Here is a 24,327-nt window from a genome sequence, read left to right on the forward strand (position 1 = left end):
GTTTATTTTGTTTCAAGTTACTCTTAAAGCTAAAAAAGTTTAAAGTCTTGTAACACGTTTATTTCCGCATTACAAAACTTTAAACTTGAAACCTGAAACTTTAAACTAATTAATATGCAAAAATTGGTCTTTCGCTCATTAATTCGTTTACTTCTTCAGCAACTTCTTCGATAAGATCTTCATTTGTATGATCAGTAAGAACTTTATCGATTAAAGCTACGATAGTTTCCATATCTTTTTCAACTAAACCACGAGTTGTGATTGCAGCTGTTCCAACACGGATTCCAGAAGTGATAAAAGGTGATTTATCGTCAAAAGGAACCATGTTTTTGTTTACTGTAATTTCAGCTTTTACTAAGGCATTTTCAGCTTCTTTTCCGGAAATGTTTTTATTTCTTAAATCGATAAGCATCATGTGGTTATCAGTTCCGCCAGAGATAATGTTGTAACCTCTTTTTACGAAAGCATCCGCCATTGCATTTGCATTTTTCTGTAACTGCATTGCATAAGTAAAGAACTCATCTTTTAATGCTTCACCAAAAGCAACTGCTTTAGCAGCGATAATGTGCATTAAAGGCCCGCCCTGATTTCCAGGGAAAACAGCTAAATCCAATAAAGAAGACATCATTCTGATTTCTCCTTTTGGAGTTGTTAATCCTTGTGGATTTGGGAAATCTTTCCCCATTAAAATCAGACCTCCACGTGGTCCTCTTAAGGTTTTGTGCGTTGTTGTAGAAACAATATGGCAATGCGGGATTGGATCGCTTAATAATCCTTTTGCAATAAGACCTGCCGGGTGAGAGATATCTGCAAATAAGATCGCTCCTACACTGTCGGCAATTTGTCTGAAACGGGCAAAATCCATATCACGTGAATAAGCCGAAGCCCCTGCGATGATTAATTTTGGCTGTTCTTTAGTTGCAATTTCCTGAATTTTATCATAATCTAAACGACCAGTTTCAGCATCTACACCGTAGAAAACCGGACGGTATAAACGTCCTGAAAAGTTTACTGGCGAACCATGTGTTAAGTGGCCTCCGTGAGATAAATCGAAACCTAAAATAGTATCCCCAGGATTTAAACAAGCATGATAAACAGCAGTGTTTGCCTGAGATCCTGAGTGTGGCTGTACGTTTGCATATTCAGCTCCAAATAACTCTTTTGCACGGTCAATAGCGATCTGTTCAATAACGTCAACTACTTCGCAGCCTCCGTAATATCTTTTGCCAGGATATCCCTCAGCATATTTATTAGTTAAAACAGAACCAGCCGCCTGCATTACCTCATCACTTACAAAGTTTTCTGAAGCAATAAGCTCTAATCCGTGAATTTGTCTCTCTTTTTCCTCTTGTATAAGATCAAAAATTTGTTCGTCGCGTTGCATTTTTTCGTTTTTCGTTAATTTCCTGCAAAAATACAAAAAAACGTTTGTGATACTGTTAGATTATGATATATTTGACATGTAATTTTTCAACAAATAATTAACATCTAACATGCCCATAACCGCCAACGATACTAAAAGAAAATCATGGTTAGAAGTACCAGAAAATAGTGACTTCCCTATTCAAAATATTCCTTTCGGTGTATTTCTTACCAAAGAAAATGTCGTTACCGTAGGAACAAGAATTGGCGATTATGCCATAGATTTAGGGGCTTTACAGCAATTAAACTATTTTGAAGGAATAGATTTGACCGATGATATGTTTATGCAGGACACGCTGAATGATTTTATTTCTGACGGAAAAAAAACATGGCGTTTAGTGCGAAACCGCATTGCAGATATTTTCGACGAAAGCAACCCGCAGCTCAGAGATTCAACAAAAGACCGTGATATTGTTATTTTTAATATTGAAGATGTAGAAATGCAGCTTCCGGTTTTAATTGGAGATTATACCGATTTTTATTCAAGCAGGGAACACGCTACAAACGTAGGTAAAATGTTCCGTGATCCTGAAAATGCCCTTCTTCCTAACTGGCTTCATATTCCGGTAGGATACCACGGAAGAAGTTCTACAATCGTTCCGTCCGGAATTCCGGTTCACAGACCTATGGGACAAACATTGCCAGCCGGCGGAGATTACCCTGTTTTTGGTCCGTCCCGTTTAGTAGACTTCGAACTGGAAACCGCTTTTATTACTACTGATGTAAATGTAATGGGCGAAAACATTTCTACTTTTGAAGCTGAGGATTATATTTTCGGAATGGTTTTATTAAATGACTGGAGTGCCCGTGATATTCAGAAATGGGAATACGTGCCGCTTGGACCATTTTTAGCCAAAAACTTTGCTACTTCTATTTCACCATGGATTGTGACTATGGATGCTTTAGAACCTTTTAGAACAAAAGGGCCTAAACAGGATCCGTCACCACTTCCTTATTTACAGACGAAAGGAAAAAAAGCTTTTGATATTCATCTTGAAGTTTCCTTGAAACCGGAAGATCAGGAAGAAACTGTAATTTCAAGATCTAATTTTAAATACTTATACTGGTCCATGACCCAGCAGTTAACACATCATACCTCAAACGGATGCCGCGTAAACTCTGGTGATATGATGGGCTCGGGAACTATTTCGGGACCAACTCCTGATAGTTTTGGTTCTATGCTGGAATTAACCTGGGGAGGAAAAAATCCGCTTATTTTAAAAGACGGCAGTGAACGTAAATTTATTGAAGATAATGATACCGTTATCATCAGAGGTTTCTGCGAAAATAATGAAGTGCGAATTGGGTTTGGTGAAGTTGCCAGTCAGCTTTTACCTCCATTTATCAGACAATGAAGAGCAGATAAAGATTCTGAAGAGATATAGAAATAAAAAACCTTGGTTAACGCCAAGGTTTTTTTTATATGTTTTTATTTTGCCACAGATTAAAGGAATTAAAATGATTTTTTCTCATTTTATAATATGTTTTTTTGAATCTCCCAAAGACGCAGAGTAGCGAAGTTCTTTTGCATTGCCTCTGGTTTTGACCAAAGTTGTTATTCGTTTTATAAAAAAGGCTTTAGCCAAAACAACAAGTTTGGCTAAAGCCCTATAAAGTGACTTTATTTCTCCCTCCAATTAAAACTGAAAGCTATCTAATAAATTTAAAAAACTTTGCGACTCTGCGTCTTTGCGAGATTAAACTCAACACAAAACTTAAAAAAAACTTTGCGTCTTTGCACCTTAGTGGCAAAAAAATTAAGCCGGAATCTGCTGGCTTAAGCAATGCAAGGTTCCGAATCCCCAGATGAAATCAATACAACTAATACCAATTACTTCTCGATCCGGAAAACACTCTGCTAAGATATTTAAAGCAACACGATCGTTACTGTCGTTAAATGTCGGTACTAAAACACAATTATTTAAAATTAAGAAATTGGCATAACTAGCCGGCAATCTTAAATCTTCAAAATCGACACGCTTTGGCATTGGTAATGCTACAATAACAGGAGATTTTCCGTTTTCCAGTTTTGCATTCTGCAGACGTTTCAAATTATCCTGCAAAGGTTTATAATTCGAATCGTTTTTATCAGTTTCTACAATAGTTACAATGGTATCTTCATTTACAAAGCGGCATAAATCGTCGATATGACCATGAGTATCGTCTCCTTCTATTCCGTCTCCAAGCCAGATTACATTGGTTACACCCAGGTATTCTTTAAAAACCGCTTCGTAATCTTCTTTGGTAAATCCTGCATTACGAACCTGAATTGTTGGGTGCATCAGACATTCTTCGGATGTAAGTAAAGTTCCTTTTCCGTTTACATCGATAGCACCGCCTTCTACAATTACCGGTTTTCCTTTGTACATAACCTGTGTAAGCGGAACATTAATAAAATCAGCCACTTTTCCCGGAACAAATTTATCTAATTGATAGTTTTTGTACTTGGCCCAGCCGTTAAAATTGAAATTTAAAGCTTCCCTTTTTGAACCGTTTTTCACAATAATCGGTCCTGAATCACGCATCCAGCTTCTGTTGGTTTTATGAATGATATAGGAAACATTTTCAAGATTTACACGAGCTCTTTCAAGCATATCGGCAGCTTTTTCTTTTAGCTTTTCATCGGCTACAACCAGAAAAACAGTTTCAAAAGCAGCCACTTTTTTAATAAATTCTACAAAAGCCCACTGAACAGCTTCGTATTTTCCCGGCCAGTCGTTGCCATTATGCGGAAAACATAACACAATTCCCTGTTGTTTTTCCCATTCTGCCGGAAATCTTCTATTATTTGTTGACATATAGATTGTTCTAATTTTTGAAAGTGTACAAAGATAAGCATTCGACAGGATTATAAAACACCTGAGTCAAAATCATCTCTAATTTCACGAATAATATCCTGCAAAAATTAAGTTAAAGATTATATAATAAAGTCTTAATATTAAGCCCGAATCTGGTAGTTAATTTTGGCAAAACTAAAAAACTATCAAATGAAAAAATTAAGTATCTCATTATTAACAGCTTTATTTTTAATGGCAGGCTGTAATAACGATGAAAACTCTAACAACGAAGAACAGGAAGTTGTAGTAAATGAAAACCCGGCCACTTTTAAAGAAATTGGTTCCATAACCATTGGCGGAGAAGCTGCTGCTGAAATTTCTGCTTATTGCGAAAAAACAAAAAGATTATTTACAGTAAACAACAGCGGTGTAAACCAAATTGATATTATTGACATTACAGATCCTTCAAAACCAACAAAAATTGGTAAAATTGATTTAGCTGCTTATGCGGGTGCTGCAAACAGTGTTTCTGTTTTTGACGGAAAACTGGCGGTTGCTTTAGAATCAACTGTAAACAAACAGGCTAACGGAAAGGTTGTCGTTTTTAATACAAGTGATTACAGTTTAATAAAACAAGTAACAGTTGGTGCTTTACCGGATATGATTACCTATTCTCCTGACGGAAAATATATTATGACTGCCAATGAAGGAGAACCAAACACCGATTATTCGCAGGATCCAAACGGAACGATTTCTATTATCGAAACCACTGGTTATACCGTTACTACACTTGACTTTAGTTCATTTGCCAGTCAGGCGGAAACTTTGAAAAAAGACGGATTCAGAATTTCTAAATTTGCTAAAAGTTTTGCTCAGGATATTGAACCGGAATACATTACTATTTCTGATGATTCTAAAACAGCCTGGGTAACTTTACAGGAAAATAACGGGGTTGCCAAAGTTGACCTTACTTCTAAAACAATTACAGCCATTTATCCTCTTGGTTTAAAAGATTACAACACAGCCGAAAACGCGATTGATGTAAGCGACAGCGATGATAAAATTGCTTTTAACCCATGGAAAGTAAAAGGATTGTACATGCCGGACGCTATCAGTCATTTTTCTGCTAATAATGTTCCGTATTTTGTTACGGCAAACGAAGGTGATGCCAGAGAATATGAGGCATACAGCGATGTTAAACGTATGAAAAACATGAAACTTGATGATGCTGTTTTCCCAGATGCCGCTACTTTGAAATTAGACGCTAATTTAGGAAGACTAAACCTTGTTGCCGATATGGGAGATACTGATGGTGACGGAGATCTGGATGAAATGGTAAGTTTTGGTGCAAGATCCTTCTCTATCTGGAACGGAAATACAGGAAAAATTGTCTACGACAGCAAAAACGATGTGGATAAAAAAACTAATGAACTGGGCACATACGATGATAAACGAAGCGATGATAAAGGTTCTGAACCGGAAGCTGTAGTTGCAGCCAAAATGGGAACTCAGAATATTTTATTTGTAGGTCTTGAAAGATCTGATGCTATTATGACATATGACGTAACGAATCCTAATGCACCACAATATTTGCAAACCGTTAAAACCGGAGATGCACCGGAAGGAGTTTTATTTATTCCGGCTTCTAAAAGTCCGACTAAAAGAAGCTTGCTGGTAGTAAGCAGCGAGGGCGACGGCAGTATTAAAATTTATCAGCCAGATTTGAAATAACCGATTTTTTACAGAATCAGAAAAGGGTAAAATTAAATTTTACCCTTTTTTTATGTTAAAATCAAAAATTTAATTAACAGGTTTTCAGTTTTATAGCCCAATTAGTGGAAATTATGTAAGACGCAATACAACACATTTGAAAAATACGGGGTCTACTTTTGTCAGGAGTTTAAATAAAAGCCAATTAAATTTTTGATATCATGAAAAAGAAATTAGTATCCGTATCCTTTTTACTATTAGCCTTAGCAGCCAATGCACAAATGACGACCACCAATGTAAAACCTGCTGTTGACCAGCCTGAATACAACAGATGGTCTATTGAATTAAACGGAGGTGTAAACAAACCTACAGAAGCTATGACTCCCGGTTATGCTACCGAATCATTAAATCTCTTTCACGGTGATTTAGGAGTACGATATATGTTTAATCCAAAATTCGGGGTGAAACTGGATGTTGGATACGATCAGTTTAAAGAAAAAAAGAACACTCCCGATTTTGAAAGCCGTTATGTACGAGCCAGTTTACAAGGGGTTATTAATGTAGGCCGTGCTTTAAACTTTGAGAGCTGGACGAATACTATTGGTATTTTGGCACATGGAGGTTTTGGAGTGTCGCAGATTAGTACTGAAACCGGTTTTGGCGGACAGGACTATATGGCTCACGGAATTGCGGGATTAACAGGTCAGGTTAAATTAAGCAAACGTGTGGCTTTAACAGGTGACCTTACCGGAATTATCAATGGCAGACAAAACTGGAATTTTGACGGAATGGGCACGACTACTGCGGGTTCTTTTGACGGTATTTTATTAAATGCTTCTGTTGGTCTTACATTTTACTTAGGTAAAAATGAAAAACATGCTGACTGGTATTCTGAAGAAAATGAAAGATTAAACAAACTGGAAGACAGAGTCACTACTATAGAAACAGGACTTATTGACAGCGATAAAGATGGTGTAGCCGATTTATACGACTTAGAGCCTAACAGCATTGCCGGAGTTGCTGTTAATACTAAAGGACAATCTATTGATACCAACCAGAACGGAGTGCCGGATGAACTGGAAAGTTACTTAGACAAAACATATGAAAAGAAAGGCAGTGGTACTGCAGCCAACTCTGTTGAACAATTAATTAACGGGGGTTATGTGAATGTATATTTTGACTTTAATTCGTCTAAGCCTACAAACGCTTCTTTATCCGGGGTTGATTTCTTAGTAAAATACCTGAAAAACAATCCTGGAAAATCGGCTGATATTATTGGATATGCAGATGAAATTGGAAAAACAGACTACAATACAGAGATATCAAGAAAAAGAGCGGAAGCTGTGAAAAAAGTAGCAATAAATGCCGGAATTGAGGCGTCGAGACTGAATGTAATTGCTAACGGAGAGGATACTTCGGTAAACAAAAATTCTAAGGAGGCACGTCAAATCGTGAGAAGAGTTACTTTCCAGATAAAGTAATCCCTATAAAGCTAAAAACAAGAAAAGGAGCTGTTTCAAAATGAACAGCTCCTTTTTGATATTAGATAGAATTATTGAAGGATCTTTATATGAAGTAATTGCAGATCAACACACAATTTAAATAAAGCTTCGAAGAAGCAAAATATTTACAGCAAAGGAAAATACATTTGCAATATAAAGCTCCTCCGAAACTTACAAAAAAAAAGCTGTCTTTTCAGACAGCTCTTTCTATATCATTTTATCAGATTATTTATCAATTGCTCTTTTTGTAATATCTCCAAAAGCATCAATTCTTCTGTCTCTGAAAAACGGCCAGTTTTGACGAACATTTTCCTGTAAGTCCAAATCAACTTCAGCAATTAAGATTTCTTCTTTATCATGAGAAGCCTGAGCTAAAATCTCTCCTTGTGGTCCGGCAATAAAAGATGCTCCCCAAAACTGAATTCCTTCAGTTCCTTCAATATATTTTTCTAAACCAATTCTATTGGCCGCTGCTACGAAAACACCATTGGCTACAGCATGTCCTTTCATCACATTCATCCAGGCACCATACTGGTTTTCTCCGTATTGTTCTTTTTCTTTTGGATGCCATCCGATAGCGGTTGGATAGAATAAAACCTCAGCACCTTTTAAAGCCGTAATTCTCGCTGCTTCCGGGTACCATTGATCCCAGCAGATTAAAGTTCCTACCGTTCCTTTTTTAGTTTCGATTGCCTGAAAACCTAAATCACCCGGAGTGAAATAGAATTTTTCATAGAAATGCGGATCGTCCGGAATGTGCATTTTACGGTATAAACCAGCTTCTGTACCGTCCGTATCAATAATATAAGCACTGTTGTGGTAGATTCCAGCCATTCTTTTTTCGAAAAAAGGAACAATAATTACGACTCCTAATTCTTTTGCCAATTCACTGAAAGCAATAAATGAAGTACTATATAATGGTTCTGCTAAGGCAAAATTATCTACATCTTCGCTTTGGCAGAAATAATGACTGCTGTATAGTTCCGGAAGTAAGATTACTTCGGCTCCCTGACTGGCAGCATCTCTTACCCAGCTGATACATTTCTTAAGATTATTTTCAGCAACATCATTCAGATTTAACTGAATTACTGATATTTTATACTTTCTTTTCGGCATGACATAAAATTTAGAGTGCAAAAATAATACTTTTTAAAGGAATGGCAAAGTGAGTTTAATTTACTTAACTTATAAATGAAAAAAGAGCTTTAAAGCTCTTCTTATAATTGTTTTATACTATCTCTTTTTGTAGAAAATATTTTAGAAATATAAATCACATTATTCTCTTCAAGATACAAAACTTTATAATCTCGTATTATAATTCTTCGATATTCAGGTTCAATCTCATCTTTTTGATATTGTTCACTAAAACGTATTTTTTTAGCGGCATCCAAAATTTCATTTTTAATATTATCTGCACCTTGAACAGATTTCTCTTTGTAGTAATTGTAAATTGTTTTCAGCTGATTTTTGGCCGTATTAGTCCAAACAACTTTTAAAAACTTATCCATCACCAGTTTTCAGATTCTTTCTCTACATCTTCCTGAGAAGTATACTCTCCTCTTTCAATTTCTAATTTAGTATTAGCCAATTGAGCTTTATATTCACTTCTGCTAATTGGTTTTCCCTCTACTGAAAATGCAACTATTTCCTCTTCCTGATAACTTTCGATAACTGCTTTTACAACTTTTAAAAGACGTTCATCTGCAGCATTAATATATTCTAAAACGCTATCTCTTAACTCTAAAGCTCCCATAATTATTCCTTTTTTAATCTTTCAAAGATAAGTATTTTGATTCAATATTTGTATTTGAAAAAAACCATCTTACATCGATTTAAAAACTAAATCTCTGCAAAATGGCTTTTCACCTAAGAATAATAAACTAAGAACCCCTTATTCAATAACCACTTTCTGAGTCAGGAATTCTGTTTCTGATTTTTTAAACTTTATTTCAAAAGTTCCTTTTGCTGCAGATTTAAATTTGTAAACTGTCTTTTTTGGATCTGGAACTTGCTGTGTACAAACTCCTGTCGGGTATTTTGCGATAACCTGTAATCCTTTTACTGTTCCTATTGCTGCTTCTGAAATTTTATCAAATTCCCCGCAGGCATTATCTACAACATAAGTCACTTCATAACTCAGTTCATCGTTTACTTTTCCTGCGGCCGGTCCTTTAATTTCTGTTACCAAAGCTGTTTTTGAAGTCAGTGTATCAGTATCCGTTTTTTCATCATCGTCGCTGCTGCACGAAACAAAAGAAATTGATAAAAATAATACTACCAAAACTGATTTTAATTTAAAACTTTTCATATAAAATAATAATTAATTGTTAATTACTATGAAGACGCTGTCGAATTACAAAGGTTGCTTATCTGAAAATGTTAAAAGTTTTCACTTTCTTATTAATCAATTGCAAATCAAAATCTTATTGCAGGAAAAAATAGTGAAAAAACACCGTTATTTCCTACGAAAATAAAAAAAACACAGAGTTAGTCCCAATAGCAGCAACATTCCTTTCCAGCCCTCTAACAGGAAAAAGATATAGTCCCGATTGCTATAGAAAAGACAGAACATTCTTTTGAAAATAAACTGACCTGATGCTCCTAAAAACAAAAAAACACCAGCGCTGACTGATGTTTTTCTAGTATATATTTGAGATTTTACTATGCTGTTTTCTTTTTAAATATCTTTTTAAACAGGTTTACTACTGCTAATACAATGAAACCTAATACAAGCCCAACCACAAATTCTTTAATAATTGAGGGGATTTTAATCTCTTCAGCGATATGATGAATAAACGGAATATAATGTACGAACAATCCTCCGGCAACCAGAATCAAAGCAATAGTTCCAATTACGGTTAAAGCTTTGATAACTTTTGGAAGTGCCTGAACTAAAATATTTCCAACAAACTTCAATGCGCTCTTTTCTTTTTTGCTGTGCTGAATCATTTTAAAACCTACTTCATCCATACGCACAATCAGCGCCACGATTCCATAAACCCCTACTGTCGCAATAACAGCAATAATAGATACTGTAATAATCTGGGACAATAATGGTTTTCCAATTACGGTTCCCAAAGCTATAATTACGATTTCGACCGAAAGGATAAAATCAGTTACAATAGCAGACTTTACTTTTGCTTTTTCTATTACTAAAATTTCTTCTTCTGTCAGAACCTCATCTGTTATACCTTCAGATTCTTCATGATCGTGCGGAAAAATAAACTCATATATTTTTTCTGCTCCTTCATAAGCCAGAAATAATCCTCCAAGCACCAGAATTACAATAATGGCCACCGGCAGAAAGGCACTTAATACAAAAGCTATAGGAAGAATAATAATTTTGTTAAGTAATGATCCTTTGCTTATTGCCCATAAAACCGGAAGTTCTCTTGAAGATGCAAAGCCAGAGGCTTTCTCAGCGTTTACGGCTAAATCATCGCCTAAAATTCCTGCTGTTTTTTTTGCTGCCACTTTACTCATTACTGCAACATCGTCCATAATTGCTGCTATATCGTCTAATAGTACGAAGAAACCTGATGCCATTATTTTTTGGTATTTGTTAATGTTTAGATGGGTGCGAATCTACTACTTTTTAACGTAATCTATTGAACAAAATCGGATTTAATTTTTAACTGCACTGACCTAACAAAAGCCAGATAATTATGAAAACCAATATTGTTCCAAAACAGCCTCCTCCTAATTTTTTGGCGCCGTAACCTGCTATTAATCCTCTAAATATATTGTTCATGATTTTATAGTTTTATATCTCAAAGTTGAGAATTAAAACCAATATTTTATTTACAGGACTTTTAAAATAAATTGCATTATTTACGGCTTAAAACAAAAAACGCCGGCAATACTGCCGGCGCTTTAAGAAACATGAAAAAAACTTTGTATTTTATTCTACAGCCTGGGTCTGGTTTCTAAAGACCAGATTACCATCAAAAGCATCCAATAAAATGATACTGTCGGTAGTGATATTGCCAGCTAAAATTTCTTTTGACAACTGATTCAATACTTCTCTTTGAACCACACGTTTAACTGGTCTTGCTCCAAAATGCGGATCATAACCTTTTTCTGCCAGATAAGCGACAGCTTCCGGAGTGGCATCCATTGTAATACCCTGTAAGGCCAGCATTTTGGTCACGCTCTTTAACTGTAAATTTACAATTCTTGAGATATTCTCTACCGTAAGCGGTGTAAACATTACAATTTCATCAATACGGTTAATAAACTCAGGACGAACAGTTTGTTTCAACAATCCTAAAACTTCATTTTTAGCAGCTTCTGTAGCAGCCTCAACGCTTCCTTTTAGATTTTCAAATTTCTCCTGAATTATATTACTTCCCATATTTGAGGTCATAATAATAATCGTATTTCGGAAATCAGCCAGACGACCTTTGTTGTCTGTTAAACGACCTTCGTCCAGAACCTGCAGCAGAATATTGAAAGTGTCAGGATGCGCTTTTTCGATTTCGTCTAACAATACAACAGAATAAGGTTTTCTACGAACGGCTTCCGTCAACTGACCTCCTTCATCATAACCTACATATCCCGGAGGCGCTCCAACCAAACGGCTCACACTGTGACGCTCCTGGTATTCACTCATATCAATACGTGTCATCGCATTCTCGTCATCAAAAAGATATTCTGCTAAAGCTTTTGCCAGCTCTGTTTTACCTACTCCGGTTGTTCCTAAGAATAAGAAGGATCCAACAGGTTTTTTCATATCCTGTAAACCGGCACGGCTTCTGCGAACAGCATCACTCACCGCTTCTATCGCTTCTTCCTGCCCCACTACACGTTTGTGCAATTCATCTTCCAGATGCAATAGTTTTTCTCTTTCTGTCTGAAGCATTTTGGTAACCGGAATTCCTGTCCATTTTGCTACAACTTCTGCAATATCTTCTCTGGTAACTTCTTCTTTTATTAAAGAATTTCCAGATTGGAATTCTAACAATTGTTTTTGTAAAGTTTCCTGACGTTCCTGTGCTTCTTTTATTTTTCCGTAACGAATTTCAGCTACTTTTCCGTAATCGCCTTCACGTTCTGCACGTTCTGCTTCGTATTTAAAGTCTTCTATTTCGTGTTTTACAGCCTGAATTCCGTCAACGATATCTTTTTCCTGTTTCCATTTTGCATAGATTTCGTTTCGTTCTTCTTTCAGGTTGGCCAATTCCATACCTAAAATTTTCAGCTTGCTTTCTTCTTTTTCACGTTTGATGGCTTCGATTTCGATTTCCAACTGCATGATTTTACGATCCAAAACGTCTAATTCTTCTGGTTTTGAATTGATTTCCATACGCAGTTTAGAAGCCGCTTCGTCCATCAAGTCGATTGCTTTATCTGGCAGGAAACGATTCGTAATATATCTTTGTGAAAGTTCTACCGCTGCAATAATTGCTTCGTCTTTAATCTGAACTTTATGGTGTGTTTCATATTTCTCTTTGATTCCACGTAAAATCGAAATCGCACTTTCGGTGTCCGGTTCATCAATTAATACTTTTTGGAAACGTCTTTCAAGCGCTTTATCTTTTTCGAAATATTTTTGGTATTCATCTAAAGTCGTGGCACCAATTGCTCTCAATTCTCCACGAGCCAAAGCTGGTTTTAAGATATTTGCCGCATCCATTGCGCCTTCTCCTCCACCCGCTCCAACAAGCGTGTGAATCTCGTCAATAAACAAAACAATATCTCCGTCTGCAGCCGTAACTTCTTTTACAACCGATTTCAAACGTTCTTCAAATTCTCCTTTGTATTTCGCTCCGGCAATCAAAGCTCCCATATCTAAAGAGAAAACTATTTTATCTTTTAAGTTTTCGGGAACGTCTCCATCCACAATTCTATGCGCCAGACCTTCTGCAATTGCCGTTTTACCAACTCCGGGTTCTCCAATAAGCATTGGATTGTTTTTTGTTCTACGAGTCAGAATCTGCAATACACGACGAATTTCTTCGTCACGACCAATTACAGGATCTAGTTTTCCTGTACGTGCTAATTCGTTTAGGTTTTTAGCGAATTTGTTTAGCGAATTATACGTTTCTTCAGCTGAAGCCGATGTTACTCTTTCTCCTTTACGTAATTCTTCGATTGCAGCTTTAAGACCTTTTCCGGTAACTCCCTGATCTTTTAAGATTTGAGAAACTTTACTTTTTGAGTCAAAAATGGCTAAAATCAAATGTTCGATCGAAACGTATTCGTCGTTCATTTTTTGTGCAATAATTTCAGCTTCGTTCAAAGCTTTATTGGCATCTCTGGAAAGCATTACATCTCCTCCGGATACCTTTGGAAAACTCTGAATCGTACTGTCTAAAATTTGAAGAAATAACGGAACATTTACATTTAATTTTTTCAGAATAAATGGTGCTACGTTTTCGTCCACTTCAAAAATGGCTTTGAAAATGTGTTCATTTTCAATTTGCTGCTGGCCATTTCGCTGTGCTAACTGCTGCGACAACTGAATGGCTTCCTGCGATTTAATAGTAAATTTATTTATGTTCATATTTTTATGTTTTGATTGATTTGTTGTTTTAAATATTCATTAAGATTAAAGTTAACCTTTATTGAGACACATTCTTAACTCAAAAGATTTAACTTTGTTCTCGAATATTCAAATTATATTCCATAGTAAAAATAAAGACAAAATGACATCAAAAAGCTGATTTTTATCATTTTCAAATGTCAAAAAGTCACAAAACAAGCCAAATATGAGTTTTTTTAATTCAATCTTCGGAAGTTCAGATAATTCAGAAGCTTCTAAAAGCAAAGTAAAATGGACCGAATTAACCGATATGCTGCAGTTAATGGAAATCGAAGCGATCTCTAATGAAAAACCGGTTGTCATTTTTAAACACAGTACAAGATGCAGTATCAGTCGTATGGCGCTGAAACAATTTGAAAAAGAATTTGATCTCGAAGGAATAGTGGATGCTTACTTTCTGGATTTGATCGCCCATCGTGATATTTCTAATGAAATTGCCAGCCGATTTGGGGTTTATCACGAATCACCACAATTGATCTTAATCAAAAATGGAAAAGCAGTTTATGATGTTTCGCACAGCGATATCGATGCTGAGGCATTGAAAAGTAAAGTGTAATTTTTTTTGCCACAGATTATATAAGATTAAAAAGATTTTTTCGCCACGAATTTCTCAAATTTACACCAATCAATTCGTGGAAATTCGTGAAATTCGTGGCGACTTGAACAAGATTATAAAATCCTTTTAATCTTATATAATCTGTAGCGAAATATTTTTAAAAACTTTCTCCAGACCCGCCGCCGCTAAATCCACCGCCTCCAAATTCCATAGGAGAATCTGTTTTAACTTCCGGTTTTAATCCCAGAGCTGAAGCAGCTATTAAAGTTTCTGCACTTAAAATTGCATCTGAATGACTAATTCTGTCTGGTCTGAATGTTAAACCGCTTTCTTTTTCTTTTAGTTTTCGGATTGAGAAATACGCTATTGCGAATAAAATAAGTCCGCCTAAAGTTAATGCTACTTCTATTGGCAGAACTGCGTAATAAAATCGAATAGTATAGATTGAAAATGCAATTGCCAAAAAGCTGATCCAAAGCATAATCCTGTCTTTTGTTTTTAAAGACTGGACAAGATATAAAACGGGTACTATAAAAGTAAAAGCATAAAAGAAATACGAGAAAGGAATATCTTCTCCCGGCTTAACATCTATACCCAAAAGCTCAGCCGAAAGTTCTCTTACCACCAGATAATTACACGAAAGGTAAAACAGAATCAGACAGAAACTATTCACTAATACGAGTCCGTTATAATAGTAAACCTCTTTGAGCTTCTTTACTTGTTTTCTTGTAAAAAAATAAAATCCGGCAGCAATTAACATAACCGTAAATGGTAAAACAGCTTTTCCAATATCTCCTGTTTCAAGCATCGTAAGAAACAAAACAGCAGAAACAGCAAGACAGAAAACAAGTACGGAAAGCAGATGTAAATACCTTCTGTAAGCCAGAAAAGAAACTATGGCGACTACAATAGCCGTTGGAAGCCCTGTATTATAATCTTCCGTAAGAATCGCAGCTGCACAGCCAGCATTCAGTAGTATTCCCAAAATAAAAGCGTCATCGAGTCCATGTCGGTAGTACTTATTCCCTGTCAGGAATTCCGCCCCCGCAATTCCTATTCCGGCAAAAAGAAAACAGCAGATTTTAAAAAACGAATTGTCTGAACCGCCGGACAATCCAATCAGTGAAACAACACCGCAAATTGACAAATACAAAAATGCTCCCAGCAAAAAGAAGGCTACACGAACTAAAATATTATTTTGAACTTTAAAGGAAGACAATTCTTTCCTGATTATTTTTTTCTGTTCTTTACTTATAAATCCGGCACTTTCTAAAGTATCTGCTTCCTGACTCAAAAATAAGTTGTTCAGCAATTTTTTATCATGTATGATCATTTTGCAATTTCTTTATTAAAGTTTTTAATCAGTTTTATAAACAATACAATGGAGCCGATAAAATAAACTGGAAGCCCCAAAATGATAATCTCCCAGATATCCCTTAAATCAAGATTATCAAAAACCCTGAAAAGAAAAATGTTAAACCCAATAAAAGCGTAAACGATCATAAAAACATAAAGGGAAACTGCTTTTAAATTATAACTTGTCTTGTAGAAATAAAAAGAGGAACCAGCCAGAATTAAAGCAAATAAAATCCAGGTAATGTCATCTTTAATCATACTGCTTACAGAAGCTGCACTTATTATATGCAGAGCAAAAGTGAGATAAACCAGGGTAAAATTCGTTTTTAGATTTATTTTAAAACTGTACACCGTCCAGAGAATTAACAAAACCCCAAGTGCCACTGCCGAATAACACAAACTCTGATTTGCATAAAAATCATTGGTACCATTAAAAAGATCCTGAGGTGTTACCGAAAGTCCCACATAAGCCGCCAGACCTGTAACCGCAATAGTTAAAACGCTTTTATTATCAAAATAATAGGCACAGGTAAAACTAACAATAGTAGGTACTAAAGTCGCAAGACCATAATGGGTCCCGAAAGCTTCGTACTGTACCTGAAGATATCCTATAAAAATACAGGTCAGTACATTGGCTGTTAAAACCAAATATTCTAAAAACGGGCTTTCAGATTTGGTTTCTGTTTTTTGAAAACCAACCGAATTTTTAAAACAATAGTAAAAACAACCACAAATAGCCGCAAATAGTATAGCTAATAAAGCAATATGGCCTATACTGTCAATATTATCATAAATCAGGATTCCAATTCCTGATGTAAACATTAAAACAGCAATAGAAAGGAGTAGTTTTAATTCTACATTAAGTGAAAAAATATTCAGACTCCGATAGTTTATAATCTCCCGAAACTGATTTTCAGTAATTAGATTTTTCTCAAAAAGTTCCTGAGCTGCCTGTTCGTCAAATTGCGTCATACTGATAGTTTAAAAATAAACGATTCTCAAATTTAAGTAAATTAGGTCGAAATTTCTTAACCTTTCAGTAACATATTTTTAAGTATAAAAAAACCGGCCTGTATTATTTACAAACCGGTTTACTTTATTTAAAAGCGTAAAAATTTAAAAAGCAGCTTTCATTTTATCTTTAATTGCATCAAGGCATAAATTGTTGATACTTCCTTCGTGCGTATGTTTAGTTTCTTTAGGAGATTGGTACGTTCCTGCTTCTAATTGCTCAGCAACAGCTTTGTATGCATCTCTAAACGGCATTCCAGCCACTACCATTTCGTTTAAAGTATCTACAGTAAACAAATAATCGTATTTTTTATCTTCTAAAATATGATCTTTAACCGTAATGTCTTTTATCGAAAATATCGCAATATCCAAACAAGATTTTAAAGTCTGAATCGCAGGAAACAAACCTTCTTTTAAAAGCTGTAAATCTCTGTGATAACCGCTTGGTAAGTTATTAGTGATTAAAGTGATTTCATAAGGAAGCGCCTGAATCTTGTTGCATTTTCCTCTGATTAACTCAAAAACATCCGGATTCTTTTTATGAGGCATAATGCTTGAACCTGTTGTAAGATGTGCCGGAAGACCAATAAAATCGAAATTCTGGCTCATATACAGACAAACATCCATCGCAAATTTTGACAATGTTCCTGCAACGCTGGTCATCGCAAAAGCAACTGTTTTTTCTGCTTTTCCGCGGCTCATTTGTGCTGCAACGGCATTGTATTTTAAGGTTTCGAAACCTAATTCCTGTGTTGTAAAAGTCCTGTTGATTGGGAAAGAACTTCCGTAACCTGCAGCAGATCCTAATGGATTCTGATCTACAATTTTTGAAGCGGCGTTCAGCATTGTAATATCATCAATCAAACTTTCGGCGTAAGCTGAAAACCACATTCCAAATGACGATGGCATAGCGATTTGCAAATGCGTATAACCTGGCAATAATACATTTTGATGTTTTTCTGCCGATTCCATCAGCAAATCAAACAATATTTTTACCTGTTCTTTTATTGTTTTTAATTCGTCTTTTAAATACAAATGAACATCTACTAAAACCTGATCGTTACGAGAACGCGCGGTGTGGATTTTCTTTCCAGCATCGCCCAGTTTTACCGTTAACAGATATTCAATTTTAGAATGTACGTCTTCGAAACTGTCTTCGATTTCGAAATTACCTACTACAATATCGGCGATAATTTCGTTTAAAGCATCAACCAAAGAAGTTGTTTCTTCTGAAGTTAATAAACCAATCTGCCCTAACATTTTAGCGTGAGCAATTGAACCTAAAGCATCGTATTTTGCTAAAACCAAATCCAGTTCACGGTCGTTTCCTACTGTGAATTGTTCGATTTGTTTATCTGTTGGTATTCCTTTTTCCCAAAGTTTCATAGGTCATGTTTTTTTTCGCCACGAATTCACGAATTATTTTTTCAAATCTTTGCGATTATTTTTTTTGAATTAATTCGAATTAATATCTGATTTAGATAGTAAAAAATTAATTCGTGAATTCGTGGCGGTTTTTCTTTTCTTATAATTTAAAGAAATCGGTTAGTATTTTGATATACAAATCGACTCCTTCTACAATTTCATTTACAAAAATAAATTCGTCTGCTGAATGCGAACGCAATGTTTCTCCTGGCCCTAACTTCAAAGACTGACAGCTTAAAACCGACTGATCTGAAAGTGTCGGCGAACCATAAGTTGTTCTTCCTAATGCAATTCCTGCCTGAACCAAACCGTGTGCGATTGGAATAGACGAAGCGTTTAAGTGCATTGATCTTGGTGTTACTTCGGCATTTACGTTTGCTTTAACCACTTCCAGGATTTCAGCGTTTGTATAACGATCTGTTACACGAATGTCAACAACTAAATCACATTCTGATGGCACTACATTATGCTGTTTCCCGGCGTTAATCTGGGTTACGGTCATTTTTACGGGACCTAAAACATCTGAGATTTTGTCGAATTTATAGTTTTTAAACCATTCCATTACCGGAATTGATTTATATAAAGCATTATCATCGTTTTGGTGCGCGGCGTGGCTGGCTGTTCCTTTTACTTTTACATCTAAAACTAACAATCCTTTTTCTGCAACTGCCAATTGCATTAAAGTTGGTTCTCCAACAATGGCACAATCTAATTCTGGCAAATGCTTTAAAACACTGTTTAAACCGTTTTTCCCACTGCTTTCTTCTTCAGCAGAAGCTACCATTACAATATTGTGAGAAAGGTTTTGGTTTTCGTAGAAATGTACAAAAGTTGCCAGTAAAGAAACTAAACAACCACCTGCATCATTACTTCCTAAACCAAATAGTTTTCCGTCTTTTTCAATTGCTTTGAACGGATCGTTGGTATATGCCTGATTTGGGCGTACGGTATCGTGATGTGAGTTTAGTAAAAGTGTTGGTTTGTTTTCGTCGAAATATTTGTTGAAAGCCCACACATTGTTGTTTTCTCTCTTGAATGGAATTTCATTCTGATTGAACCAATTTTCGATTAAAAGAGCCGTCTGATCTTCTTCACTTGAAAATGAAGGGGTTTCGATTAGGCCTTTTAATAAACTAATTGCTTCCTGGGTAAGCGTATCTATATTTTTCATTTTTGTTAGGTACTGAGATGCTAAGATTCTAAGGGTCTAAGTTTTTCTTAACTTAAATTACTATGCTAAATCTTAACCTAAATTTTATTGGCGCAAATTTCTAAAATTAATATTTAAAAGTACTGCGCAGCTCTGTTTTTTTGCCACTAATTACACGAATTTTCGCAAATTATTTTTTTGTAAAAGATTTAAAATCAAAATGCACTTTTTAGTGTATGTTTAAAATTATTTTCTCTTTGAACAGCAAAAATTAGTGTCAATTTACGGCAGCATTTTTTATAGCGTAATCGTCGTATGCGGAATATCTGAATTTTGAAGCATTCTGTGATGACCAATTTTGATTTTCTGAACGCCTCTTGATAAACTGTTGAAACAGTTATCCAGTTTCGGAATCATTCCGGAATGGATTACTTTTTCTTCTTTTAGTTTATGGTATAAGGCTTCGTTGATTTGGGTTATTACAGACGAATCGTCTTCTGAATCTTGTAAAACACCTTGTTTTTCAAAACAATACGTCAGCGTAACATCAAAAACTTCAGATAATGCAATTGATAATTCACTTGCGATTGTATCGGCGTTGGTGTTTAACAATTGTCCGTTTTTATCGTGTGTGATGGCACAGAAAACAGGAACAACTCCAGCTTCCAGTAAAGTTGCCAGTAATTTTGTGTTGACTTGTTTAACATCGCCTACAAATCCGTAATCGATTGTTGGGTGGTTTCTTTTTGTGGACTGGATTAAATTTCCATCTGCTCCGGAAAAACCAATAGCATTATTGTCTTTTGCCTGCAATTGCGCTACAATATGTTTGTTGATTTGTCCTGCATAAATCATCACGACAACGTCAAGCATTGGAGCATCTGTAATCCGGCGCCCGTCAATCATTTGCGGAACCAAACCAATACTCTGCGCCATTTTGGTAGCCGATTTTCCACCGCCGTGAACTAAAACTTTATAGCCTTCAATTTTAGAAAAATCAGTTAAAAATTGTTCTAATTCTGCTGGATTATCGATGATGTTTCCACCTATTTTGATTACTGATACGTTCATTTGTTTAAGGTTCAGAGGCTCAGAGGGACAAAGGGACAAAGTTTAAATTCAGTTAGTAAAACCTCTGAACCTTTGCAACTTTGAACCTTTGTACCTGTAAGTTATATTTTTTTAAGAATCTTTTGTAAAACTAATTGTGCTGAATACGTTCTGTTGTTTGCCTGTTCGATTACGATTGAATTTTCTCCGTCTAAAACTTCATCGCTTACAATAACATTTCTACGAACTGGAAGACAGTGCATGAATTTTCCGTTGTTGGTTAAAGCCATTTTTTCAGCAGTAACGGTCCAATTTGGATCGCTGTTGGTTACTTTTCCGTAATCGTTGAAGTTGCTCCAGTTTTTTACGTAAACGAAATCAGCATTTTCGAAAGCTTTATCTTGATCGTATTCGATTTTGCAGTCTTTTGTAATTTCTGGACTCAATTCATATCCTTCTGGATGTGTAATTACGAAATCCATATCTTTCTGCATCTGCATCATTTCTACAAATGAATTGGCTACAGCCTGCGGCAACGCTTTTGGGTGTGGCGCCCATGAAAGCACTACTTTTGGTTTGTTTTTGTGTCTAGGTTTGAATTCTTCCATTGTAATTGCATCTGCCAACGACTGTAATGGGTGACGGATAGCACTTTCCATATTTACGATTGGCACTGTAGCGTATTTCAAAAATCCTGAAATTACAGTTTCCTGATAATCTTTTTCTTTGTCAACCAAACCTGCAAAAGCACGAATGGCGATAATATCACAATATTGCGAAACTACTTCAGCCGCTTCTTTGATATGTTCTGATGCGCCAGAATTCATAATTGCTCCGTCTTCGAATTCTAACGTCCATCCCTCGTTGGTAAAATTCATTACCATTACGTTCATTCCTAAGTTTAAAGCCGCTTTTTGAGTACTCAAACGGGTTCTTAAACTTGGATTGAAGAATAACATTCCTAAGGTTTTGTTTTTCCCTAACTTTTTATTTTTAAGAGGATTCTTTTTGATTTTGATCGCACTTTTCACCCATTTTGATAATGAGTCAATATCTTTTATTGAAATATAGTTCATTTGTTTTTTTTGTTTTTTATTTATAATGCCTAAAATTAGACGCGGATTTTACTGATTTGCTATCGCAAAGACGCGGATTTAGACGGATTTTTATATTCTTACTTTTTTACTATTCTCAAAAATTTTTCTTCGAAATTCTGGTTTTGTTCCAAAATTTAGAAGCAAACCTACTTCACAATCTGTGCCTCTCAAATAGTTTAAAATTTGATTTTCAAATTCTACTACTATACAATCAGCTGCTTTTAATTCTAAAATAATTAAATCTTCTACTATCAAATCTGCATAATACTCACCAACTTTGAATCCTTTATAGTAAACATTAATTTTCTTCTGAGCTTCAACATGAAGACCTTTATTCTTTAATTCTAAATATAAAGAGTTCTGATAAACTCGCTCTAAAAATCCATATCCTAATTCATTATAAACTTCATAAAAAGTTTTTATAATAATGTCAGTCAGCTCTTGATGTAATAATTTCATAAAAACAAATTTGAATGAAATATACTACATAAAATTAAAATAAATATAAAAAATCAGTTTAAATCCGCGTTTTCGCAATAGCGAATCCGTTTCATCTGCGTTCTATATCACACAATCTTAGTAAATGGGATTTCATCTTTCAATGCCCGCAGAATAAAATTATCATTCAGTCCGTTGACAATCCAGGTTTCTATATTTGCTGCTTTTGAAATTGCCGCTGCTTCTATTTTAGACTGCATCCCTCCTGTTCCATGTGATGATTTTGAATCGCCGATTTCTTTTTCGAGCGTTTTTAAATCATTTACTAATTTGATCGTTTCCGGAACTTCATCGTAAATGGATTCTTTCGTGTAAATTCCGTTTGTATTGGTTGCAATTATCAGAATGTCAACATTTAGCAAAACTGCTGTTAAAGCCGCTAATTTGTCATTATCTCCAAACCGAATCTCATCTGTCGCAACGGTATCATTTTCATTGATAATCGGAATGTAATTGTTTTTAACTAATACATTAATGGTATTTACGATGTTCTTTTTGGTCTGTTCTTTTTCAAAATCAGAATAAGAAAGTAAACACTGTGACGTATTTAATCCTAAATCCTTAAAGTTTTCATTGTAAATTCGCATTAAATGTGGCTGTCCGATTGAAGCTAAAGCCTGTTTTACAAAAACATCTTTATCCTGATTGTCCAGCTTTACAAATTGTTTTGCTGCCGCAATTGCTCCTGAGCTTACGATGATAAACTCATATTCGTCGTTTAAAGCTGCAATCTGTATTCCAAGATCTTCAATCTTTCCCCGCGAAATATGATTGGTTTCTTTGGTTAAAGTATTACTTCCTATTTTTAATAAAATCCGTTTCTTACCCATTTCTTTAAAAGGTGCTAAGGTTCTAAGATGCTGAGATTCTAAGTTTTTCTTCTTAGAATTTTCTAATTATCTAATTACCTCAATTTTCACATTATCTCAATTACCTAATTTGTCCTTCTCCGTACACGTACCATTTATTGGTTACTAAATGCTGTAAACCAATTGGACCTCTTTGATGCAATTTATCAGTGCTTATGGCTAATTCTCCACCTAGCCCAAATTGTCCGCCGTCTGTGAAACGGGTTGATGCATTTTGGTAAACCGCCGCTGCATCTATTGCTTCCATAAACTGCTGTGCATTTTCATTATCTCTTGAAATAATTGCTGCTGAATGACCACCGCAATATTTGTTGATTTTTTCGATAGCATTTTGCTGAGAATCGATTGTTCCGATTACGATTTTATAATCCAGGAACTCTTCATACCAAATATCATCGTTCTCGATTGTTTTGGTATTTTCGAAATTCTCCAATGATTTATCGACAATAACTTCAACTTTAGCTTCAATTAAAGCTTCTATCAGCATGGCTGTGAAACCTTCAAAATTAGGCAGTTTAGAATCGATTAGCACTTTATCCAAAGAATTACAAGCCGATATTTTTGCTGTTTTAGCGTTTAGAATCACTTTCAAAGCCAAATCAGTATCTGCTTTTTCATGAACGTAAACAAAATTATTCCCTCGTCCGCTTACAATAACGGGACAAGTCGCATGCGCTTTTACAAATTCAATTAGTTTTTCTCCGCCTCTCGGAACTATTAAATCGACTTTTTGAGTTGGTTTTTCTAAAAAAGCCTGAGTTTCTGTTCTGTTATAATTCAAATACTCTACCCAGTCTTTTGAAACTCCGTTTTCTTCTAAAGCTTTGTGCCAAAGACTTACGATTTTCAAATTTGATTTTAAAGACTCTTTTCCACCTTTTAATAAAATCTTATTTCCGGATTTAAAAGCAATTCCGCCCGCTTCGATGGTAACATCAGGACGAGATTCATAAATAATTAAAATCGTTCCAAAAGCGGCTGTTTTATTCACCACTTTTATTCCATTATCATGAGTAAAATGAAAACGCTCAACGCCAACGGGATCTTCCTGAGATGCTAACTGGTTTAATGATAAAATCATTTCGTCGACTTTTTTATCATCGACTTTTAAGCGTTCTTCCATCGCTAAATCTGAGCCATCGTAATCAGCAAGATCTTCCTGATTGGTTAAGATAATCTGATTCCGCTCCTGTTCGACCAGCTTTGCCATAGTCCGCAGAACTAGATTGCGTTTTTCAATTGATAATGGATTCATAGTTTCAAGTTAGTTGGTTGTTTTTTGGTTGTAATCAAACTCAAACTTTGAGTTTCTAAACCCGACAGGTTTTAAAAACCTGTCGGGTTTAACTTGATGGTAATT

At 35.4% G+C, this 24,327-nt stretch carries 21 protein-coding genes; 4 read left to right on the top strand and 17 right to left on the bottom strand.

What is annotated here, in order from left to right:
* Positions 1–109: 109 nt before the first annotated feature.
* Complete coding sequence (gene glyA, locus ACODST_RS13645) at positions 110–1,384, bottom strand: serine hydroxymethyltransferase (protein WP_109192916.1); 1,275 nt, start codon at positions 1,382–1,384, stop codon at positions 110–112.
* Positions 1,385–1,493: 109 nt separating this feature from the next.
* Between glyA and fahA the strand changes: the two genes are divergently transcribed.
* Positions 1,494–2,777, top strand: a complete 1,284-nt coding sequence (fahA, locus tag ACODST_RS13650; protein WP_488932666.1) for a fumarylacetoacetase — start codon at positions 1,494–1,496, stop codon at positions 2,775–2,777.
* Between the two features lie 402 nt (positions 2,778–3,179).
* Here the strand turns inward: fahA and ACODST_RS13655 are convergent, their stop codons facing one another.
* Positions 3,180–4,220 (bottom strand): agmatine deiminase family protein, encoded by a 1,041-nt coding sequence (locus ACODST_RS13655; RefSeq protein WP_488932667.1) that lies wholly within the window; start codon positions 4,218–4,220, stop codon positions 3,180–3,182.
* Between the two features lie 189 nt (positions 4,221–4,409).
* On the opposite strand from ACODST_RS13655, the gene ACODST_RS13660 reads away from it, so the two are divergent.
* Both ACODST_RS13660 and ACODST_RS13665 read left to right on the top strand, forming a co-directional pair.
* Positions 4,410–5,930 (top strand): choice-of-anchor I family protein, encoded by a 1,521-nt coding sequence (locus ACODST_RS13660; protein WP_488932668.1) that lies wholly within the window; start codon positions 4,410–4,412, stop codon positions 5,928–5,930.
* A 200-nt stretch (positions 5,931–6,130) separates the two neighbouring features.
* Positions 6,131–7,390 carry an OmpA family protein gene (locus tag ACODST_RS13665; protein ID WP_488932669.1) on the top strand — a complete coding sequence of 420 codons (1,260 nt, stop codon included), beginning with the start codon at positions 6,131–6,133 and terminating at the stop codon, positions 7,388–7,390.
* Between the two features lie 246 nt (positions 7,391–7,636).
* Here the strand turns inward: ACODST_RS13665 and ACODST_RS13670 are convergent, their stop codons facing one another.
* The 6 genes from ACODST_RS13670 to clpB all read right to left on the bottom strand — a co-directional run bounded on the left by ACODST_RS13670 (position 7,637) and on the right by clpB (position 13,916).
* The gene (locus tag ACODST_RS13670; protein WP_026729496.1) at positions 7,637–8,527 is read right to left on the bottom strand and encodes a carbon-nitrogen hydrolase; all 891 of its coding nucleotides are present in this window, start codon (positions 8,525–8,527) and stop codon (positions 7,637–7,639) included.
* 101 nt (positions 8,528–8,628) lie between these two features.
* A complete protein-coding gene (locus ACODST_RS13675; protein ID WP_488932670.1) occupies positions 8,629–8,919 on the bottom strand; it encodes a type II toxin-antitoxin system RelE/ParE family toxin in 291 nt (96 codons plus the stop codon).
* Complete coding sequence (locus ACODST_RS13680) at positions 8,919–9,164, bottom strand: hypothetical protein (RefSeq protein ID WP_488932671.1); 246 nt, start codon at positions 9,162–9,164, stop codon at positions 8,919–8,921. Before ACODST_RS13680 ends, ACODST_RS13675 begins: the two co-directional genes overlap by 1 nt.
* Positions 9,165–9,302: 138 nt before the next feature.
* Positions 9,303–9,719, bottom strand: coding sequence for a hypothetical protein (locus tag ACODST_RS13685; protein WP_488932672.1), 417 nt, complete (start codon positions 9,717–9,719; stop codon positions 9,303–9,305).
* A 353-nt stretch (positions 9,720–10,072) separates the two neighbouring features.
* Entirely contained in the window at positions 10,073–10,957 is an 885-nt protein-coding gene (locus tag ACODST_RS13690; RefSeq protein ID WP_488932673.1) for a DUF808 domain-containing protein, read from the bottom strand.
* A 355-nt stretch (positions 10,958–11,312) separates the two neighbouring features.
* Positions 11,313–13,916, bottom strand: coding sequence for an ATP-dependent chaperone ClpB (clpB, locus tag ACODST_RS13695; RefSeq protein ID WP_488932674.1), 2,604 nt, complete (start codon positions 13,914–13,916; stop codon positions 11,313–11,315).
* Positions 13,917–14,121: 205 nt separating this feature from the next.
* Between clpB and ytxJ the strand changes: the two genes are divergently transcribed.
* Positions 14,122–14,511 carry a bacillithiol system redox-active protein YtxJ gene (gene ytxJ, locus ACODST_RS13700; RefSeq protein ID WP_488932675.1) on the top strand — a complete coding sequence of 130 codons (390 nt, stop codon included), beginning with the start codon at positions 14,122–14,124 and terminating at the stop codon, positions 14,509–14,511.
* Between the two features lie 157 nt (positions 14,512–14,668).
* On the opposite strand, the gene ACODST_RS13705 is transcribed toward ytxJ, so the two are convergent.
* From ACODST_RS13705 to ACODST_RS13745, 9 genes are all read right to left on the bottom strand, one after another.
* Positions 14,669–15,844 (bottom strand): hypothetical protein, encoded by a 1,176-nt coding sequence (locus ACODST_RS13705; protein ID WP_488932676.1) that lies wholly within the window; start codon positions 15,842–15,844, stop codon positions 14,669–14,671.
* Positions 15,841–16,839: a DUF2157 domain-containing protein gene (locus tag ACODST_RS13710; protein WP_488932677.1), complete on the bottom strand. Its 999-nt coding sequence runs from the start codon at positions 16,837–16,839 to the stop codon at positions 15,841–15,843. Before ACODST_RS13710 ends, ACODST_RS13705 begins: the two co-directional genes overlap by 4 nt.
* A 144-nt stretch (positions 16,840–16,983) precedes the next feature.
* Entirely contained in the window at positions 16,984–18,264 is a 1,281-nt protein-coding gene (gene argH / locus ACODST_RS13715; RefSeq protein ID WP_488932678.1) for an argininosuccinate lyase, read from the bottom strand.
* Between the two features lie 139 nt (positions 18,265–18,403).
* Positions 18,404–19,474, bottom strand: coding sequence for a M20 family metallo-hydrolase (locus ACODST_RS13720; protein ID WP_488932679.1), 1,071 nt, complete (start codon positions 19,472–19,474; stop codon positions 18,404–18,406).
* Positions 19,475–19,750: 276 nt separating this feature from the next.
* Positions 19,751–20,524, bottom strand: coding sequence for an acetylglutamate kinase (gene argB, locus ACODST_RS13725; protein ID WP_488932680.1), 774 nt, complete (start codon positions 20,522–20,524; stop codon positions 19,751–19,753).
* A 101-nt stretch (positions 20,525–20,625) separates the two neighbouring features.
* Positions 20,626–21,579, bottom strand: a complete 954-nt coding sequence (locus tag ACODST_RS13730) for an N-acetylornithine carbamoyltransferase (RefSeq protein WP_488932681.1) — start codon at positions 21,577–21,579, stop codon at positions 20,626–20,628.
* Positions 21,580–21,669: 90 nt separating this feature from the next.
* Positions 21,670–22,059 (bottom strand): GxxExxY protein, encoded by a 390-nt coding sequence (locus tag ACODST_RS13735; RefSeq protein ID WP_488932682.1) that lies wholly within the window; start codon positions 22,057–22,059, stop codon positions 21,670–21,672.
* A 107-nt stretch (positions 22,060–22,166) separates the two neighbouring features.
* Positions 22,167–22,928 (bottom strand): glutamate 5-kinase, encoded by a 762-nt coding sequence (gene proB, locus ACODST_RS13740; protein WP_488932683.1) that lies wholly within the window; start codon positions 22,926–22,928, stop codon positions 22,167–22,169.
* A gap of 100 nt (positions 22,929–23,028) precedes the next feature.
* Positions 23,029–24,222 (bottom strand): glutamate-5-semialdehyde dehydrogenase, encoded by a 1,194-nt coding sequence (locus ACODST_RS13745; protein WP_488932684.1) that lies wholly within the window; start codon positions 24,220–24,222, stop codon positions 23,029–23,031.
* Positions 24,223–24,327 lie beyond the last annotated feature (105 nt).

This window comes from Flavobacterium sp. FG19 (genome assembly GCF_057809475.1).